Source organism: Nonomuraea rosea (assembly GCF_039539705.1).
GTDB classification, from domain to species: domain Bacteria; phylum Actinomycetota; class Actinomycetes; order Streptosporangiales; family Streptosporangiaceae; genus Nonomuraea; species Nonomuraea rosea.
The window spans coordinates 141,229-159,781 of sequence record NZ_BAABDQ010000010.1 but is presented as its reverse complement, the minus strand read 5'-3'; the positions used below and the strand labels follow the sequence as shown (position 1 = coordinate 159,781).

The window sequence follows — 18,553 nt, the reverse complement described above, 5'->3', positions numbered from 1 at the left end:
CCCCGCGGGGCGGGCCCCGTGGAGCAAGCTTCGTGCAGCGGGGCTCGTGGAGCAGGCCCCGGACCGCCGGGTCAGAAGGGCCAGTCGGCGTTCGCGCCGGCTTCGAGCAGCGGGATGAGCCGGAACGTGGCGTCCGACAGCCCGCCGAGCTCGTGCCGGTTCCGCCCCCCGGCAGGCATCGCCGCGGTGCGGTAGCCGCCCAGGTTGAAGCCGTAGACGGGCACCTGCTCCGGGACCGCCTCGCTGACGCCCCCGCGCATGGTCTGCATGTCGGACACGATGACCACCCGGTCATGCCCCTCGTACGTCCGGCGCAGCGACTCGGCGATCCGCGTGCCGTGGCCGGCCTCCCCGATCCGCCCGCAGAACCGGTCGATCTCCGCCAGTACGGAGCCGCCCGCTGTGAGGGGGTGGCGGAAGACGCGGTCGGCGAAGCCGTACAGGTCCACCCGTTCCGCGCGGGCCGCGAGCGTCACGCCGAACAGCGCCGCCGCCTGGACCGGAGTGACCGTCGAGCGGCGCGAGATCGAGCCGGACGACATGGACGCGGAGGTGTCCACGAGCACCAGGGTCCGCCCGGCGAACTCGGGGACGTTCGCGGTGGCGAGGGTGAGCGCCCGATCCAGGGCGTGCCCCCACCGCAGCGACGGCGCATTGCGGTAGGCCGAGTAGAACCGGAACGGGAGCTGCCTGGACGCCGCCACCTCCGCCGGGTCGGTCAGCTTGGCGGCGATCCGCCCGGCGGCCTCGTCGGAGATCCCGGCCTCGTCGAAGTTGCGGAGGTTCCGCAGGCAGTTGCCGGTGACCACGCCGTTGGCGACGAACAGGTGCGACGGCTCGACCGTCACGCAGTACGTGGGCTTGTCGCCCGCGCTCTCGATCGCCACCACGCGGTCGATCGCGACCGCCGGGTCATCGCCGCGCGTCTCGCCGGCCACGTACTGTCCGTCGGCCGCATGCTGTCCGCCGGCCGCATGCTGTCCGCCGGCCGCGTACTGTCCGCCGGCCAGCCGCTCGGCGAGGAACCGCAGCTTCGCCGCCTTGCCCGCCACGCGCAGGTCGAGCAGCTCGGCCAGACGCACCAAGGCGGGCGCCCGGTCGACCTCGACGACCTGCTCACCGGTGATCTCGCCCTGGCCCCGGATCCGCACGGCAGGCTCGCGCATGACGCTGGGCACGCCCAACCGCAGCAGGGCGTCGGCGACCTGCTCGGCGAGCCGGCGCGACCCGACACAGAACCGGGCGGAACCGTGCGGCGTGCCCTCGGGGTCCCGCGTCTCGCGGACGCGGCCGTCGGCGTCGAAGAGACCGGACAGCGCCCCGATCCAGAACTCGCGGCTGAAGGACTCATCGGGCAGGACCTCGGTGACCGCGCCCCTCCCGCCGGGCCCACGCGGCGTGGTCCCGGTCATCCCGCCGTGCTCACGCGCCGTCGTCCCGGTCGTCCCGCCGTCACCGAGCATGGCGCCGGCGAGGTAGCCGTCCCGGACGTCGCCCTTGTCGCCGAAGTACGACGCGGTCAGCGGGATCGGGATGCGGTCGCCGGCCTTGAGGCCGGCGGTCGTCGTCCACTCCCATGCCTGGCCTCCGTTCTCGCGCCGGGTGATCCAACGATGGTCGTAGGTGGCCTCGACGACCCGGCCGGAGGCGAAGCGGACGGCGGCCACCGGACGGACGCCGTTGTCGAGCCAGGCGACCGGTGTGGCGGGGACGAGGGTGCCCAGGGGCTGGTCCGGCCCGTACCCGACGGGCCATGCGTCGTAGCTCAGGACCGGGAGCCGGTCCGCCACGACCTCCTCGATGGGTGCGGTGGTGCCGTCGGGGAGCCAGACGGGGGTGCCTTCGGCGAGGCAGGCCATGTAGCCCATGTCAGGGATGATCGCCTCCCACGCGGCCGCGTCCATCGGCCCCTGCAGCCAGCCCGCCAGCGCCTCCCAGGTGACGCCCGCGCCGCCCAGGCCGGGCAGCAGGTCCCGGCGCTCCTGCACCGAGGTGGCCATCAGGCGGGCACGGGCCGCCAGTACGGGCAGCGCGTCCGGGACGTCCGTGTCACGGCCGTGCCCCCGGTCGAGCGCGTGCTCGAACAGCGCCCCCTGCCACGGCTTGGCCGGGTCGGGAGCCGGATGCACGAGCTCGATCACGTCGCAGAACCGGAAGGCCCGGCCGGCGGTGTCGTACTTGAGCAGGCTGCGCTCGCTGTAGAGACGGCGTACGGCGTCGGCGATCCCGCGCTTGACCGGCTTCGGGATGGCGCGGCCGTAGGCGGAGGTCCAGTAGGCCAGTGCCTCGCCCGGCTCGTCGGCCCGCTGCAGCACGGTGTCGACGAGCTGCCGGTTGAGGCCGTGCTCGCCCGCGGCCAGCCGGGCCCTGACGGCCTCCAGCGCCGCCACGATGGGCGCCGAGCGCAGGTTGGCCGTGTCGCGCAGCCATGGCAGGAAGCGCGCCAGCCACTCGCCGTCCTCGACCGCCACCTGGTGGACCAGGGCACGGAAGCGCGCGTCGCGCTCGCCCGCCCCCTCGTAGAAGGTGTCCTCGCCGGCCAGGTTGGAGACCGCGAGCAGGAACAGCTCGCCCTTGGCGTCGCGGACGTAGCCGGGAGCGCCTTCGTGAGTAAGGTCCGTCGGGGCGCTCTCGGTCGTGATGGGGCTGGTGACCGCCGCGCGTGCCCGTGTCCTGTTGAATTTCGCCATGACTTTGTGAGGCCCCCTTTCGTGGTCGATCGAGAGGGGGCCGCACGAACCCTCCCGAGATCAAGGTGACGGCAGGTGCCCAGCCAATTGGGCGACAGCCCCGTGGGAGGGGCTGCAAGGAATCGAACCTCGAAGGAACTGCTGTCTTCGCACCGGGAAGGCGTTCATCGGCTTTCCTGGAATATCACGGTAGCCACACTTCTCGCAGCGGCACATCCGGTTTTCCGGCTCAGCGCCCGCGTACGATCAGCCGCCACAGCCGGCCCCGCCGCTTCCTCGTGAATGCGGGCCGCTCGTTGACCTGCGGGAACGGCTCCTCAGGCACCGGCACGCCCAGGAACGCGCACAGCGGCCCCCACCCCTCCTTGCTCTCGAACACCAGCAGCCGATCCGCCGCGATCGTGGCCCTGACCTCGGCGACGTGCCGTTCGAAGACCTCGATGGCGTGCTCGCGATCGTCGATGCGGCCGTCGAAGACGCGGTCCATGACGGTCGCCCTCGCCATGCGCGGGTAGAGCGCGAAGTCCGGGGCTCTGAGTGCCACCAGCCTGCGGATCAACCGGCGGCGCAGGGGTAGCCGCCGCTCGGCCAGCGCGCTGCGGAAGATGGTCTCGCTGACGCTGTCCCACCAGCGTTCCGGGTCCCGTACGGTGAGGATGACCTTGGCGTCGGGGTAGTGCGCGGCCAGCTCGCGCCAGTACGCGGCGGCCGGCCAGTCCAGCGCCGACTGGAAGCCGGCGAAGATCTCGTCCCAGTCGCGCGAGCGGCCCTCACCGACGTCGAGCCACTGCCGCACCCGGTACGGCTGCGCGATGACCGCCGACATGTGGTAGCAGGGGCCGTAGCCGAGCAGTTCGAGCGCCGCCTTCAGGGAGGCGGTCCCTGTGCGGCCGAACCCCGCGCCGATCACCTTCACGTCGCGCTCACCCTCCGCAGGTCTCTGATTCGTCTCTGATTAGCGCTGTCTAGCCTCACGATGAATCCGGTTTTATGACGACATGCCTATCCCAGCAGGCTCAGAAAGCCCAGCCCCAGCACGCTCAGAGGAGCCGGCCATGGTCTTCCCGCAACCCCTGCTCGACGCCCTGCGCGCCGCGCCCGGCACCCCGGCATTCGAGCACGGCGGCAGGACCGTGTCCCGGGGTGAGCTGCTGGAGCTGATCGGGCGGCTGGCGGACGGGATGCGCGCGGCCGGCCTGGGGCCCGGCCGGGCGATCGCCATCCGCACGGCCGTCACGCCCGAGGCGTTCGCGGCGCACATGGCCGCGCACGTGCTGGGCTGCCGCGTCGTGGGCATCCGGCCCGGCTATCCGCCGGGGCAGCTCGCTCACGTGCTCGGCATGGGCATCGACGCCGTGCTCGTGGACCCCACGACCGCGACGCCCGAGCTGCTGGCCGCCGCGAGGACGACGCTCTCGCTCGGCCCCGGCGCGACGGACCTCCTCACGCATCCCACCGACGCCCGTCCGGGTGGCGGGGATCGGCCGCTCGCCGTGACGGCCCGGCCCGGCGACGTGGCCGCGCTGACGTTCACCAGCGGCAGCACCGGCCGGCCCAAGGGCTGCGCGTTCACCTACGCCGCGCTCAGCGCCCACTGGGCGTGGCAGCCGCGCGTGTGGTCCCCCGTGGCCGCCGCCTTCGCCAGGGGCTTCGAGCGCTACCTGCTGTTCGGCACGCTGGCGAGCATGGTGGTCATGGAGTTCCTGGCGCCGTGCCTGCTGGGCGGCGGCACCGCGGTGATCCCCGAGGACGACGGGCGGCCGCTGTTCCCGTACGCGATCGAGCGCTACCGGATCACCGGCTCGATCATCACCGTGCCCCGGCTGACGCAGATGCTGGACCTGCTCAGGAAGGAGCCCGCCGACGTCGGCAGCCTGCGGGCGCTGATGGTGTCCGGCTCGCCGATCGGCCCGAGCCGGCTCGCGGCCGCCGCGGAACGGCTCGGCCCGGTCGTCTACCAGGGGTACGGCGCCACCGAGGCGGGCAACGTCGCGATGCTCACCCCCGAGCAGATCGCCGCGGGCGTCCTGGACTCGGTCGGCCGCCCGCATCCCATGGTCGAGCTCAGCGTGCGCGACGAGGAGGGCGCCGAGCTGCCCCCGGGGCGGACGGGCGAGATCCACGTCCGCAGCCCGTACGTCATGCGGGGTTACTGGGACGACGAGGCGGAGACCCACGACACCCTGCGGGACGGCTGGCTGCGCACCCGCGACCTCGGCCACGTGGACGAGGGCGGCTTCCTGCACCTCGCCGGCCGCTCCCGCGACGTGATCATGGTCAACGCGATGGTCGTCTACGCGGGCCCGATCGAGCGCGTCCTCGCCGCGCACCCCGACGTGGCGGAGGCGTACGTGGCCGGCGCGCCGGACGAGGGCACCGGCGAGGCCGTACACGCCTTCGTCGTGCCGGAGGAAGGCCGTTCCCCCGATCGGGAAGCCCTGACCGCGCTGGTACGAGCCGAGCTCGGCGCGGACAGCGTTCCCCAGACGATCACTTCGGTGCCCGGCGTCCCGGTCGCCACCAGCGGCAAACCAGACAAACGCGCCCTCCTGGACCTGCCCCGCAGCGTGCTCTGAAGCGATCTCTGAGCAATCTCTGAGAATCGCGCGCCAACACTGATGTTGTCCTTTCAACCACATCGCTGTGACGGAGGCGTCAGTGCCGGACAACACCCTGGACTACCTGGTGATCGGCGCCGGCCCGGCGGGACTGCAGCTGGGGTACTTCCTGCACCGGGCGGGCCGGAGATATCTGATCCTGGAGGCCGGCCAAGAGCCGGGCCAGTTCTTCCGCACCTTTCCGCGCCATCGCACGCTCATCTCCATCAACAAGAAGCACACCGGCTGGGACGATCCGGAGCTCAATCTCCGGATGGACTGGAACTCGCTGCTGTCGGACGATCCCGAGCTGCTGTTCACCCACTACAGCGACCGGTACTTCCCGCACGCCGACGACATGGTCCGCTACCTCGCCGACTTCGCTCAGGCGTGCGGCCTGCGGATCTCCTACGGCTCGCGCGCGGTCCGCGTGGACCGCCCCGGCGGGTCCGGTCCGTTCCGGGTGACCGACGAGAGCGGGCGCACGTACGAGGCCAAGCGGCTCATCGTCGCGGCCGGCGTCCTCAAGCCCAACATCCCGGACATCTCGGGCATCGAGACAGCCGACACGTACAACACCGCCTCCACCGACCCCGCCGACTACCTCGGCCGGCGGGTGCTCATCATCGGCAAGGGCAACTCCGGCTTCGAGACGGCCGACAACCTGATGGAGACCGCGGCGGTGATCCACGTCTCCGGCCCCAACTCCCTGCGCCTGGCCTGGCGCACCCACTACGTCGGCCACCTGCGCGCGGTCAACAACGGCCTGCTCGACACCTACCAGCTCAAGTCCCAGAACGCGATCCTCGACGGCGACGTCAAGCGCGTCGAGCGGCAGGCCGACGGCACGTACCTGGTCACGGTCGCCTTCGCCCGGGTCAACGAGGTGACCAAGGACATCCCGTACGACCGCGTGATCCTGTGCACCGGCTTCCGCTTCGACGCCTCGATCTTCGGCGACACGTGCCGGCCCGACCTGGTGATCAGGGACAGGTTCCCGGCGCTGACCCCCGCCTACGAATCCGTCAACGTCCCCGATCTCCATTTCGCCGGCACGCTGACCCAGTCACGCGACTTCCGTCAGGGCACCAGCGGCTTCATCCACGGCTTCAGGTACGGCGTCCGCGCCCTGCACCGCTTCCTGGAGTCCCGGCACCACGACGTGCCGTGGCCCTCCAGGGAGCTGCCCGCCGACCCGTCGGCCCTCGCGGCGGCGGTCATCGAGCGGGTCAACCGCACCTCCGCGCTGTGGCAGCAGTTCGGCCTGCTGGCCGACGTGATCGTGCTGGACGGCGGCACCGCCCGCTACCTGGAGGAGCTGCCGCACGACCTGACCGGGCCGCCGATCGGCGCGCGCGGCCACTTCTCGATCACCCTGGAGTACGGCCCCGACCACGACAAGATCGACCCCTTCGACATCGCGGTCGGCCGCATCCGCCAGAGCGACTCGGCCCGCGCGCACGAGGGCCACTATCTGCACCCGGTGATCCGCCACCACCGTCCGGGCGAAGCCACGGCCGCCCACCACATCACCGAGAACCTGGAGAACGAGTGGGACTCCGAGGAGGTCCACGTCGAGCCGCTCCGGGCCTTCTTCGCCCGCCGCATCGCCTCGGTGCCGGCCTGATGGGACTCGGGACGCTGCGCGGGTTCGAGGAGGAGGCCAGGGCGCGCCTCGAACCCGCGCACTACGACTATTTCGCCGGCGGCGCCGGCGACGAGCTCACCGTCCGGGCGAACGAGGCCGCGTTCGCCCGGCTCGGGCTGGTGCCCAGGGTGCTGCGCGGCGTGGCCAAGGTCGAGACCGGAGTGACCCTGCTGGGCAGCCGGGCGGCCGTGCCCGTGCTGGTGGCGCCGACCGCGTTCCACCGGCTCGCCGACCCCGAGGGCGAGCGGGCCACGGCGCGGGCGGCCGCCGCCGCGGAGACCATCATGATCGTGAGCATGGCCGCCACGGTCGCCGTCGGGGACGTGGCCGCCGCCGCTCCGGACGCCGACCTGTGGTTCCAGCTCTACGTGCAGCCGGACGCGGACTTCACCGGGACACTCGTCCGCCGGGCCGAGGCGGCCGGCTGCAAGGCGCTGGTCGTCACCGTGGACTCGCCGGTCATGGGCCTGCGCGAGCGTGATTTGCGCAACGGCTTCCACGACCTGCCCGAGCACCTGTGCTGCGAGAACATGCGCGACGGAGCCGACGGCGACCGGGTCCGTCCGATCGTCATGTCGCCCGAGCTGTCGTGGGAGCACATCGACCGGCTCAAGGAGCTGACGGCGCTGCCGATCGTGCTCAAGGGCGTCACCCATCCCGCCGACGCCCGGCTCGCGCTCGACCACGGCGTCTCGGCGATCATGGTGTCGAACCACGGCGGGCGGCAGCTCGACACGGTGCCCGCCACGATCGACCTGTTGCCGGACATCGTGGCGGCGGTCGGCGGCGCCGTTCCCGTGCTGCTGGACGGCGGTGTCAGGCGCGGCACCGACGTGCTCAAGGCACTGGCGCTCGGCGCCGCCGCCGTCGCGGTCGGCCGCCCGGTGATCTGGGGCCTGGCGGCGGACGGCGAGCGGGGGGTGACCCGCGTGCTCAGCCTGCTGCGGGCCGAGGTCGAGCACGCGCTCGTCCTGTGCGGCTGCGCGTCGGCCGGCGAGCTGGAGCCCGGCATGGTGCGGCGATCATGGTGATCGCGGCCGTCGCGGCCGTCCTCGTGCTGATGAGCCTGCCGTGGTGGCTGCCGGCCCGGATCGTGGCGGTGCGGGCCTGGCTCTTCGCCCGGATCAACGGCGAGGAGGGCATCCCGGTGCCCGGCGACCTCGTCGGCGTCGAACGGTTCAGGGAGGTCTACGCGCATCCGGCCGCGAACGGCAGGAGCAAGGGCGCCGCGCTGTCCGATCTGTTCTGGTACTGGCTGTCGCCCGGCCCCGAGATGCACCAGGAGCACCTGGAGGCGGGCGAACGCTACGACGCCGTCGCCCACGTCACCCGGGACCTGCTCGTGGTGCCGCGGGCGCAGGCCGAGCAGCTCGCCCGCCGCTGCGCCGGCCGCGCGCTGGAGGACGTTCGCGGGCTGATCAGGCTGCGGGATCTGATGATGCCGCTGTGGGCGGAGTTCTCGTACGAGCTCGTGTTCGGCGAGCCGTGCCCGCGCGAGGCCCGCGACCTGATCGCCGGCAACGCGAACGACGTCGTCACCTCGCTCAAGTGCACGGGCCTTCGGCACATGCGGCGCCGCCTGCGCCTGACCGGCTACCTCCTCGACCGCCTGCACCTGGTACGCCGCCCGCTCCCGGCCGGCCTGACCCCCCGCGAGCAGGCGTACTACCTGCAAGGGGCCTTCTTCAACACCGCCGTCGTGCAGATGTCGGAGGCCATGGCCCACCTGCTGCTGGTTCTCGCCCAGCACCCGGACGTGCAGCGCAGGGCGCGTACGGGCGACGACCGCTACCTCGACCAGGTGATCGCCGAGACGCTGCGGCTCTACCCGCTCTTCGGCATCGCCCACCGCATCACCACCGGCGACATCCGGCTCGACGAGCGCACCACGATCCCCGCCGGCTCGGTGCTCTGCTTCGACTACCCGGAGTTCCACCGCGCCGGGTTCGCCGACCCGGGCCGCTTCGACCCCGGCCGCTTCGACCCGGCCCTTGGCGAGCGGCCCGCCAAGGAGCTCAACCACATCCCGTTCGGCGTGGCGGCCAACCGCCCGTGCCCGGCCTGGCGGCTGGCGCCGATCGCCATGCGGGTGGTCGCGCGGGAGGTCCTGGACCGCTACGTCCTGGACTCCTCGGTCACCCACACCAGGTCCCTGCCCAGCCGCGGGCCCTGCCTGCTCACCCCTCGTGACGCTCCCCACCGGCCCGGCCCCGTGCTGGCCTGGCTGCGCGTACGCGACCGCTGGGAGGACGTGTGGCGCAGCCTCGTGCAGCTCGTCCTCGGCACCTACATGGTCTGGCACGCGCGCCGGCAGCGGCTGTGCGAGCGACATTTCCTCACAGAACCGGAGGATCGGCATGTCCATCCTGGTCCACGTCACGGCTCCTGACCCGAACCTCGCCCTTGTGCTCAAGGTCCTGCCCGCCCTGGTCGTCATCCTGATCGCCGCGGCGATCTGCGGGCGGCTGGCCCTCATGGTGATGCAACCGCGCGTGCTCGGCGAGATGGTCGCCGGCGTGCTGCTCGGGCCGACGCTGTTCGGCTGGCTGTTCCCGGAGGCGCAGGCGGCCCTGTTCCCGCCGGAGGTCCGGCCGGTCCTGTACGTGCTGAGCACCATCGGCCTGACCCTCTACATGTTCCTGGTCGGAGCCGGGCTCGACCACAGCGCGCGCACGCCGGGTGAGATCCGCAAGGCGTCCGTGCTGGCCGCGTCGGGGATCATCCCGTCGCTGCTGCTCGGCTTCGGCGCGGGGCTCCTCCTGTACAGCCTGCTGTCCCGCCAGGACGTGTCCCCGTTCCAGTTCGCCCTGTTCGTCGGGGGCGCGCTGTCGCTGACCGCGTTCCCCATGCTGGCCAGGATCCTGTACGAGCGCGGCCTGCAGAACTCCCCGCTCGGCCGGCTCACCCTGCTGGCCGCCTCCATCGACGACGCCCTCGCCTGGTGCATCCTGGCCGTGCTGTCGGCCATGCACCTCGGCACCGGCGCGACCGACGCGCTGCCCACGATCGGGCTGACCGCGGTGTTCGCCGTCGTGATGCTGAAGGTCGTCGCGCCGCTGCTGCGCCCGATGGGCAGGACCGTCGCGCGCACCGGCCAGCTCAGCCCCGGCGCGATGTACGCCGTCATCCTCATCCCGCTCGCGGCCGGCTGGATGACCGACTGGATCGGCGTGTACGCGGTCTTCGGCGGCTTCTTCGCCGGGCTGGCCATGCCCAGGGAGGCCAAGTTCCGCGAGGTGCTGCACGGCCGCATGATGGAGGTCGTCTCGACGCTGCTGCTGCCCATCTTCTTCACCTTCTCCGGGCTGAACACCCAGCTCGGCGGCATCGCGGGCGGCGCCATGCTGCTGGCGTTCGGGCTGATCCTGCTCGCCGGGTTCTGCGGCAAGTACTTCGGGTGCTCGGTGGCGATGCGGGGGCTCGGGTTCTCCTGGCGGGAGTCGTACGCGGTGGGGGCGCTCATGAACGCCCGCGGGCTGATGATCCTGATCTTCATCAACATCGGGCTGGCCCAGGGCATGATCACGCAGGAGCTGTTCTCCATGCTCGTGCTCGTGGCCGTGATCACCACCGCGGGCGCCCTGCCGCTCTACAGGTTGGCGCTCCCCGACCGCCTCGAACAAGCCGGCAAGGTAGATCAAATCCCTCAAGAACGCGTGGAAGCCAGGTCCAATCCATCGTGATCGCGAGTGATCCGGCAGGTAGACCAGGGTGTACCAGTGTGCGGCCCGGCCAATGGCCCAGTGGACCTGGTAATTCCCCGGCTCTGATGCAACGGTTGACGGGTGGCTGGGATCTCGGGCACGGCCGGTCTGCCCACCCGCCGGCTGCTGCTCGTCGAAGATGACCGCGAGCTGGGACACATGCTGGTCGGCCTGTTCACGGAACAGGGGTACACGGTCGACCTGGCCCCGGACGGGCAACGGGGGCTGCACCTAGGCCTGAGCCGCACGTACGACGTGCTGATCGTCGATCGCGGACTGCCCACGCTCGACGGGCTGGACCTGCTGCGGCGGCTGCGCCGCCAAGGCAGGGCCGTGCCGGTGCTCGTCCTGACCGCCTTCGGCACCGTCGCCGAGCGGGTCGCCGGGCTCGACGCGGGCGCGGAGGACTACCTGGTCAAGCCGTTCGACATCGACGAGCTGCTGGCCAGGGTGCGCGCGCTGCACCGCAGGAACCTCGACCACGCCAGCCTGCTGCCGCTCGGCGCGGGCTGGCTGGATGCCGAGTCCCGCGTCGTACGGCTGCCGACCGGCGAGCAGGTGGCGCTGTCGGGCCAGGAGTGCCGGCTGCTCAGCGCACTGGCTGCCCGCCCGCGGCAGGTGCACACGCGCACGTCGCTGCGGCAGCGGGTCTTCGACGGCGCCAAGAAGGAGTCGATCGTGGACACGTACGTCTACTACCTGCGCACCAAGCTGGGCTCGGAGGTCGTCAGCACCGTGCGAGGTGTGGGGTACCGCCTGGGTTCGCTGTGAACGGCCACGGACGGGGCCGCCTGCGCGACCTCTCCGCTCTGCTGCGCCTGCCTTTGCGGGGCCGGCCTTCGCTGGGCCGGCCCTTGCTGGGCGGCCCGGCGAACGGGAGCGCCCGGCCGGACCGGCCCGAGCCGGAGCGGCGGCTGCTGATCCGGGCCCGCCGCCGGCTCACCGTGCAGGTGGCGGCGGCCATCTCCGTCCTGCTGGCGCTCGTCGGAGTGCTGGTCTACTGCTTCATGGTGCACGAGCAGAGCGCCTCCATGTCACGCGAGCTGGCCACCATCGCGCAACGCGTACCCGTCTCCCAGCCGCCGCCCTGCGGGTGGCTGTTCGAGCTGCGCGGCGGCGCCGTACAGAGCTCGCCGGGCGCGCCGGCGACGCTGCCGGTGCGCACCGCACTCGACCAGGTGGCCGCCGACGGGCGGACCCGGGTCACGCAGGCACGGGTGGCCGGCCACGACTACCTCATCAGGACGCAGCGACGCGGCGGCGCGACCGTCCAGGCGGCGATGGACCTGAGCTACCAGACCGCGGAGCGGCATCGGCTGCTGCGCACGCTCGTCGCCGCGGAGCTCGCTGGACTGCTGGCCATGCTGCTGGTCAGCCAGGTCATCGCCCACCGGGCCATCGCGCCGCTCGGCGAGGCCCTCGCCCGCCAGCGCCGCTTCGCCGCCGACGTCAGCCACGAGCTGCGCACGCCGCTGACCCGGCTGGACACTCGCGCCCAGCTCCTGGCCCGCAGGCTGCGGGGCGGCACCGACCCGATCCTGCTCATCGACGAGGTGGACCAGCTCGTCAAGGGCAGCAGGCAGCTCGGCGAGGTGGTCGAGGACCTTCTGCTGTCGGCCCAGTTCCAGCAGCTGCGCAGGCCGGTCGGGCCGGTGGACCTGGCCGTGCTGGCCGCGGAGCTGGCCGTGGCCGAGCACGCCAGGGCCGAGGCGCGCGGTGTGACCATCGAGGTGCGCTGCGAGGGGCCCGGCGACCACGTCGTACGCGGCGTCGAGTCCGCGCTGCGCCGGGTGGTCTCGGCCCTGCTGGACAACGCGCTCGGTCACACCGACGTCGGCGGGCACATCTGGGTGACCCTCTCCACCGGCCAGGACACCGTCAGGCTCACCGTCCGCGACGACGGCGTGGGCCTGGATCCCGACGACGCCGAACGGCTCTTCGCCCGGTTCGCCGGGGCCAACCACCAGGGGTTCGGCCTCGGACTGGCGCTCGTGCGCGAGGTCGTGGACGGGCACCGCGGCACGATCACGGCGGACGGCCGGCCGGGGCGCGGCGCCACGTTCACCGTGCACCTCCCCGCGGCCCCCAGCTGGACGGCCGTGGACGGCCCGCCGCCTGCCGACACGCGCGAGCCTGTGTGAGAGGCCCGTCGAATGGGTACCGGGGGACGGATGCGCATTGAGGACTGGTTTCTCACCAATGAGGAGCGGCACAACCCGGCGACCCGGCTCGAACCCTGGTCGACCGGCAACGACGTGCGCCCGCTCGTGCACGGCGCGACCTACTTCGCCGAGCTGAAAGCCTGCCTGGACTCGCTGGACAAGGACGACCTGCTGCTGTTCGCCGACTGGCGCGGCGACCCCGACGAGCGGCTGACGCCCGACGGGCCGACCATCGGCCGGGCGATGGCCGACGCCGCCGGGCGCGGCGCCCTCGTACGCGGCCTCATCTGGCGCTCCCACCTCGACTGGCTCCGCTTCAGCGCGTCCGAGAACCGGCACCTGGGTGAGGACATCGAGGCCAGCGGCGGCCAGGCACTGCTCGACATGCGCACCAAACCGGGCGGCTCGCACCACCAGAAGTTCGTCATCCTGCGCCACGACCGCGACCCGTCGGCCGACGTGGCCTTCCTCGGCGGCATCGACCTGTGCCACAGCCGCCGCGACGACGCCCGCCACGAGGGCGACCCGCAATCCGCCCCGATGCCCAAGGTGTACGGGCCGCGCCCGCCCTGGCACGACGTTCAGGTCGCCATCAAGGGGCCTGCCGTGGCGCAGGTGGAGCAGGTGTTCTGCGAACGCTGGGAGGACCCGGCCCCCGAGACCCGCGCGCCGCTGCGCCGCCTGCGCGACCATCTCGGCCACCTCGACGACGCGCCCGCCCTGCCCTGCCCAGGCCCGCCGCCGCCCCCCGCCGGGCACCACAACGTGCAGTTGCTGCGCACCTATCCGGCCAGGCGGCGCAGCTACCCGTTCGCGCCGGACGGCGAGCGCAGCATCGCCCACGCCTACCGCAAGGTCCTCGGCCGCGCGCGTTCGCTGGTCTACCTGGAGGACCAGTACCTGTGGTCCACGGACGTGATCGAGCCGTTCGCCGAGGCGCTGGAACGGGAGCCCGGCCTGCGCATGATCGTCATCGTGCCGCGCCATCCCGACCAGGACGGCTGGCTGGCGGGCCCGGCCAGCCTGATCGGCCGCACGGACGCGCTGGGCCGCTTACAGGACGCCGGTGGCGACCGCGTCGCGATCTACGACCTGGAGAATCGTCAGGGCACGCCCGTGTACGTGCACGCCAAGGTGTGCGTGGTGGACGACATCTGGGCCACGGTCGGCTCCGACAACGTCAACCTGCGGTCGTGGACGTACGACTCCGAGCTGAGCTGCGCGGTGCTGGACGAGCACGAGGACCCGCGGCCGCCGTACGGCGCCCTGCGGTTCGCCCGCGAGCTGCGGCTGACCCTCATGTCCGAACACCTGGACCTCGACGTCTCCCCCGTTCCTTCCGATTCCGGCGCTTTCGGTGCTTCCGCTGCCCTCGGTGCCTCCGCTGCTTCGGGCCCTTCTGGCGCTTCCGGCGCTTCTGCTGCTTCCGGCCCTTCCGGCGCTTCTGCTGCTGCCGATGCCTTCGGTGGATTCGGCGCGGATGAGCTGTGCGATCCGGTCGAGGCGTTCGAGGCGTTCGCGGAGTCGGCGGCGCGCCTGGAGAGCTGGCACGAGGGCGGCGAGAAGGGGCCGCGCCCGCCTGGGCGGCTGCGTCCGCATCCGTCGCCGCGCCTCTCCTGGATGCAGAAGCTGATGGCCCTCCCCCTGTACCGGTTCGCCGTCGACCCGGACGGCCGCCCGCCGTCCCTGCGCCGATCGCGCGGCTTCTGACGCATTCCGAGGGCGCACCCGTCAGCGCGTCTCGTCAGCGCGTCACCAGTCGCGCGGGGCGAGAGCGTGACCACTTCGCCGCCAGGCCGGTCTTGGGGGATCGGTGGCACCGGATGCCCGCGTATCGCCGTGAAAGCTCGCGGAGTCCCGCAGGTGCGGCTTGGGAGCGAACTCCCCGGAATCTCCCTTAACGATCAGAAAGGCCGTCTCCCCGAACGGGGAGACGGCCTTTGATGCGGTGGGCGATACTGGGATCGAACCAGTGACCTCTTCGGTGTGAACGAAGCGCTCTCCCGCTGAGCTAATCGCCCGCCCTGCCGGTCCCTTGCGGTGCCGACGGGGAAAACCATACCGCACTCTGGCACCTGCTGGCGAAGCGAAACGACCGGCCGGGGTCCGAGGGTGGTCCGGCGGGCGAGCGGGCGGGCGCGGCGGGCGCACCAGAGGGATTCGGGTGAAACGCGGCGGTTGCCCACCGGCACGACGGGTCGGTGGCATACCATCGTCGTGTTCCGCCAGTCATCGGTCACGATCTTTTGACAAGAAACGTTCTTGGTCGGCGCGCCGGGGCAGGCTCCACAACACGCAAAACCCTTGTAAATACGACCCGATTGATGCCGTTTAGCCTGGTAGATGCCTAAATGTCCAGCTGTGATGTGCGTTACAGAAGGCCCTAGAAGCGGAATCTTTCCTACAGGTTTCTTCGTTCCGCGTCATAGCTCAGGACGAAGTCCGTCAGAGCAGTGAAAGCCCCGAAGAGGGGACCTACGACGAAAAAGGTTTGGCTGACGATGAACAGCACCACCGTCTCCGCCGAGCTTGGCCTTCGGCTAGTGGTCCCCGACCGTACTACCGTCCCCCTGCTCGCCGGACTGAGTTACACAGCCGACGACCCTTATGCCATTCGCATGGCCTTCCACGTAGGGAACGACGAGCCGGTCGAGTGGATCTTTGCTCGCGAACTGCTGACAGTAGGCATCGTGAGGCGTGTCGGCGACGGCGATGTGCAGGTATGGCCCGCACGCGCCGACGGCGAACGCACGCTGCACATCAGCCTTACGTCACCTTTCGGGCAGGCGCTCTTCGAAGTACCGCTGGCCCCGCTCACCGAGTTCCTGCACCGCACCTATGAGAAGGTGCCCGCAGGACGAGAGACCGATTTCATGGATCTGGACGCCGAGCTGACCAACATGCTCTGGCCGTCCTGACCCCCGATTCCCCGTCCCCCACACGGGATCGCACTGCGGGTGCCGGCCGGCCGTTCTGGCCTGTACGGCACCCGATCCCCCAATGGCTGGGCCCGTTCATGCCGGCAGTGACTCCAAGGTCTGGCGCATGCGGGCGATCTCGATGCTCTGCCCCGAGTAGACGTCCTTGGCCAGCAGCCGCATGCGCCGATCGCGGCCGGTCGCCAGCTCCTCGCCCGCCATCTTCACCGCACCCTCGTGATGTCTCGTCATGAGCTGCAGGAACAGGCGGTCGAAGACGGTTCCCTTCGCCGCGCGCAGCGCGTTCAGCTGCCGTTCCGTCGCCATGCCGTACCCCTCCGCCGCACGGTGATCGTGCTGCGCGGGGGCGCTGCGGCCGAGCTCGGCCAGCCAGCCGGTCATGGCCTTGATCTCCGGGGTCTGGGCGGCGGTGATCGAGCGGGCGTACGAACGGATGGATTCCGTGGTCGTGCGGTCCTCGACCAGGGACGTCATCTCCAGGGCCTGGCGGTGGTGGGGGATCATGGCCTCCGCGAAACGCACGTCCGAGGCCACCGTCGGCACGGGCGTCTGCCCGACCCGTTCCCCCGGCGTGGCCGTACGGCCCTCCGCTCCCGGGCTGCCCGGCACGATGACGGGCGCCTCCGTGCCGATGGCCGAGGGTCCCGTCGGCTTGCTGGGCTGCTGCGAGCAGGCCGCAAGGGCAAATGTGGTCATAACTGTGATGAAGACCGTACGCAGCGGCGAACCTCCTGACATAGCTTCCATAGTGAGCTACGAGACAAAGGGGATGCGCGTTGATCTCTGCCAAGTTGCGCGGAGCGTTGTTGTGTACGGTGCTGTTGTTGACCTCCGCATGCGCGGCGGGCCAGCAGCCGGCCGGGGCTCCAACGCCCGCCACCACGACGCAGGAGACCAGCGCTCCAGCCGATACGCCCGCCGCGGCGCCCTCGGGTGACGTGATGACGAGCGACAACGTCAAGCACGTCGCGCACGTGCCGAGGACCGCCCCGCTCAACGGCGAGGAGGACTTCAACACCGACCTGGCCTTCCAGGGCGACTACGCCTACGTGGGGAACTTCGGCGGGTTCGCGATCTACGACATCAGCGACCCGGCCAAGCCCGAGATCGTCAGCCAGGTCGCCTGCCCCGCCCAGCAGAACGACGTCACGGTCTACGGCGACCTGCTGGTCCTGTCGATCGACGAGCCGCGCGGCGGCGAGGAGTGCGACTCCGGCGACGGCCAGGAATGGGAAGGGCTGCGGATCTTCGACATCAGCGACAAGAAGAGCCCGAAGTACGTCAGCGCCGTCAGGACCGACTGCGGCTCGCACACGCACACGATGGTCCCGGCCGGCGAAACGCTGTACGTGTACGTCTCCTCCCCCGGCCCCGAACCTGAGTCGACGACGTGCCCGCCGCCCCACGAACTCATCCAGATCGTAGAGATCCCGACGAAGTCCCCTAAGTCGGCAAAAATCGTGGCGAAGCCGAATATCTTCCCTGAGCGTCAGCATTCCGACCTCGCCTCCGGCTGCCACGACATCACCGCCTACCCGGAGAAGAAGCTGGCCGCGGCCGCCTGCTTCGGCGACGGCGTGCTGCTCGACATCTCCGACCCGGTCAAGCCGAAGGTGATCCAGCAGATCACCGACACCGAGAACTTCCAGATCTGGCACTCGGCGACGTTCAACAACGACGCGACCAAGGTCGTGTTCAGCGACGAGCTGGGCGGCGGCGGCCAGGCCACGTGCGACAGCAACACGCCGAACACGAAGGGCGCGGACGCCGTCTACGACCTCGTGAACGGCAAGCTGGAGCGGCGCGGCTACTTCAAGATCCCGAGGGAGCAGCAGGCGGAGGAGAACTGCGTGGCCCACAACGGCTCGCTGATCCCGGTGCCGGGCAAGGACATCATGGTCCAGTCCTGGTACCAGGGCGGGGTGTCGATCTGGGACTTCACCGACTCGGCCAGCCCCAAGGAGATCGGCTACTTCGAACGCCCGCCGTTCGCCGACGGCGGCATCGCCGGCTCATGGTCGGCCTACTACTACAACGGCTACATCTACTCCAGTGACATAAGGGAAGGGCTGGACGTGCTGCAGATCAACGATCCGCTCACCGATCCGGCCAAGCAGGTCAAGATGGACGACTTCAACGTCCAGACCCAGAAGTCCTACTGACGCCCAGGCCGGGCACGCCGCCCCGCCGAGGCCCCGCCGCCCTGTCGCCGCGCCGGGGCGTCCCGCTGAGGTAGGCGAAGGCCGCGCCACCGTCCCGGGTGGCGCGGCCTTCGTGGTCAGGCGGGCGGCGAGATCTGCTCGTCGCGCCAGTTCGCGAAGGTCGTGGTGAACGCGGGGGAGAGCTCGATGCCCTCGATCGCGACCCACCAGGCCAGCTCGAAGGACTTCGGGCGGTTGAGCCGGTCGAGTTCGAGCCGCCGGCCGAAACCCGTAGCGGGCTCGCGCGGCGCGTCGGACTCACGGCCCGCGGCCACCCCACGCCCCGTTCCAGACGCAGGGGCTGGGTCGGGCGTAGGGGCCGTACCGGGCGTAGGGGGTGGGTCGGGGTCGCCCAGGAGCTCCAGCAGCACCGTACGGGCGCTGGGCCGCCGCGCAGGGTCCTTGGCCAGGCAGCGCGTCACGATCCCGCGCAGCGGCTCCGGTAAGTCGCCCAGGTCCGGCTCCTCATGCAGGATCCGGTACGCCACCGCCGCGAACGTGTCCCGCCCGAACGGCGGCCGGCTCCCTGGCGAAGGTGCGGTCGATCCCGCCGGTCATCACCTTGACCGCCATCTGGCCGGTCCCCGGCGACTCTGCCAGATAGACGATGCC

General features: G+C 71.2%; 14 protein-coding genes and 1 tRNA gene. 10 read left to right on the top strand and 5 right to left on the bottom strand.

Annotated elements, in window-relative coordinates; all coding sequences use genetic code 11:
* Positions 1–71: 71 nt before the first annotated feature.
* Entirely contained in the window at positions 72–2,690 is a 2,619-nt protein-coding gene (locus ABEA43_RS24250) for an LAGLIDADG family homing endonuclease (RefSeq protein WP_345565116.1), read from the bottom strand.
* A gap of 229 nt (positions 2,691–2,919) precedes the next feature.
* Positions 2,920–3,606 (bottom strand): sulfotransferase family protein, encoded by a 687-nt coding sequence (locus ABEA43_RS24245; RefSeq protein WP_345565115.1) that lies wholly within the window; start codon positions 3,604–3,606, stop codon positions 2,920–2,922.
* A 139-nt stretch (positions 3,607–3,745) separates the two neighbouring features.
* Here ABEA43_RS24245 and ABEA43_RS24240 point away from each other — a divergent pair, with 139 nt between their 5' ends.
* From ABEA43_RS24240 to ABEA43_RS24205, 8 genes are all read left to right on the top strand, one after another.
* Positions 3,746–5,266, top strand: a complete 1,521-nt coding sequence (locus tag ABEA43_RS24240) for a class I adenylate-forming enzyme family protein (RefSeq protein ID WP_345565113.1) — start codon at positions 3,746–3,748, stop codon at positions 5,264–5,266.
* 82 nt (positions 5,267–5,348) lie between these two features.
* Positions 5,349–6,914, top strand: a complete 1,566-nt coding sequence (locus ABEA43_RS24235; protein ID WP_345565111.1) for an NAD(P)-binding domain-containing protein — start codon at positions 5,349–5,351, stop codon at positions 6,912–6,914.
* The gene (locus ABEA43_RS24230) at positions 6,914–7,966 is read left to right on the top strand and encodes an alpha-hydroxy acid oxidase (protein WP_345565109.1); all 1,053 of its coding nucleotides are present in this window, start codon (positions 6,914–6,916) and stop codon (positions 7,964–7,966) included. Before ABEA43_RS24235 ends, ABEA43_RS24230 begins: the two co-directional genes overlap by 1 nt.
* Complete coding sequence (locus tag ABEA43_RS24225) at positions 7,960–9,324, top strand: cytochrome P450 (protein WP_345565108.1); 1,365 nt, start codon at positions 7,960–7,962, stop codon at positions 9,322–9,324. Before ABEA43_RS24230 ends, ABEA43_RS24225 begins: the two co-directional genes overlap by 7 nt.
* Positions 9,293–10,618, top strand: coding sequence for a cation:proton antiporter (locus ABEA43_RS24220; RefSeq protein ID WP_345565106.1), 1,326 nt, complete (start codon positions 9,293–9,295; stop codon positions 10,616–10,618). The genes ABEA43_RS24225 and ABEA43_RS24220 overlap by 32 nt, the downstream gene beginning before the upstream one ends.
* A 102-nt stretch (positions 10,619–10,720) precedes the next feature.
* The gene (locus ABEA43_RS24215; protein ID WP_345565105.1) at positions 10,721–11,410 is read left to right on the top strand and encodes a response regulator transcription factor; all 690 of its coding nucleotides are present in this window, start codon (positions 10,721–10,723) and stop codon (positions 11,408–11,410) included.
* Positions 11,407–12,780, top strand: a complete 1,374-nt coding sequence (locus tag ABEA43_RS24210) for a sensor histidine kinase (protein WP_345565103.1) — start codon at positions 11,407–11,409, stop codon at positions 12,778–12,780. Before ABEA43_RS24215 ends, ABEA43_RS24210 begins: the two co-directional genes overlap by 4 nt.
* A gap of 30 nt (positions 12,781–12,810) precedes the next feature.
* Complete coding sequence (locus ABEA43_RS24205) at positions 12,811–14,511, top strand: phospholipase D family protein (RefSeq protein ID WP_345565102.1); 1,701 nt, start codon at positions 12,811–12,813, stop codon at positions 14,509–14,511.
* Between the two features lie 239 nt (positions 14,512–14,750).
* Here ABEA43_RS24205 and ABEA43_RS24200 read toward each other — a convergent pair.
* Positions 14,751–14,822 (bottom strand) — tRNA-Val (locus ABEA43_RS24200).
* A 480-nt stretch (positions 14,823–15,302) separates the two neighbouring features.
* Here ABEA43_RS24200 and ABEA43_RS24195 point away from each other — a divergent pair.
* Positions 15,303–15,719, top strand: coding sequence for an SsgA family sporulation/cell division regulator (locus ABEA43_RS24195; RefSeq protein WP_020547189.1), 417 nt, complete (start codon positions 15,303–15,305; stop codon positions 15,717–15,719).
* 96 nt (positions 15,720–15,815) lie between these two features.
* Here ABEA43_RS24195 and ABEA43_RS24190 read toward each other — a convergent pair whose 3' ends face one another.
* Complete coding sequence (locus ABEA43_RS24190) at positions 15,816–16,436, bottom strand: DUF305 domain-containing protein (protein ID WP_345565100.1); 621 nt, start codon at positions 16,434–16,436, stop codon at positions 15,816–15,818.
* Positions 16,437–16,564: 128 nt separating this feature from the next.
* Between ABEA43_RS24190 and ABEA43_RS24185 the strand changes: the two genes are divergently transcribed.
* Positions 16,565–17,902, top strand: a complete 1,338-nt coding sequence (locus ABEA43_RS24185) for an LVIVD repeat-containing protein (RefSeq protein ID WP_425570353.1) — start codon at positions 16,565–16,567, stop codon at positions 17,900–17,902.
* 116 nt (positions 17,903–18,018) lie between these two features.
* On the opposite strand, the gene ABEA43_RS24180 is transcribed toward ABEA43_RS24185, so the two are convergent.
* Positions 18,019–18,429 (bottom strand): serine/threonine-protein kinase, encoded by a 411-nt coding sequence (locus tag ABEA43_RS24180; RefSeq protein WP_345565096.1) that lies wholly within the window; start codon positions 18,427–18,429, stop codon positions 18,019–18,021.
* Positions 18,430–18,553: the final 124 nt, after the last annotated feature.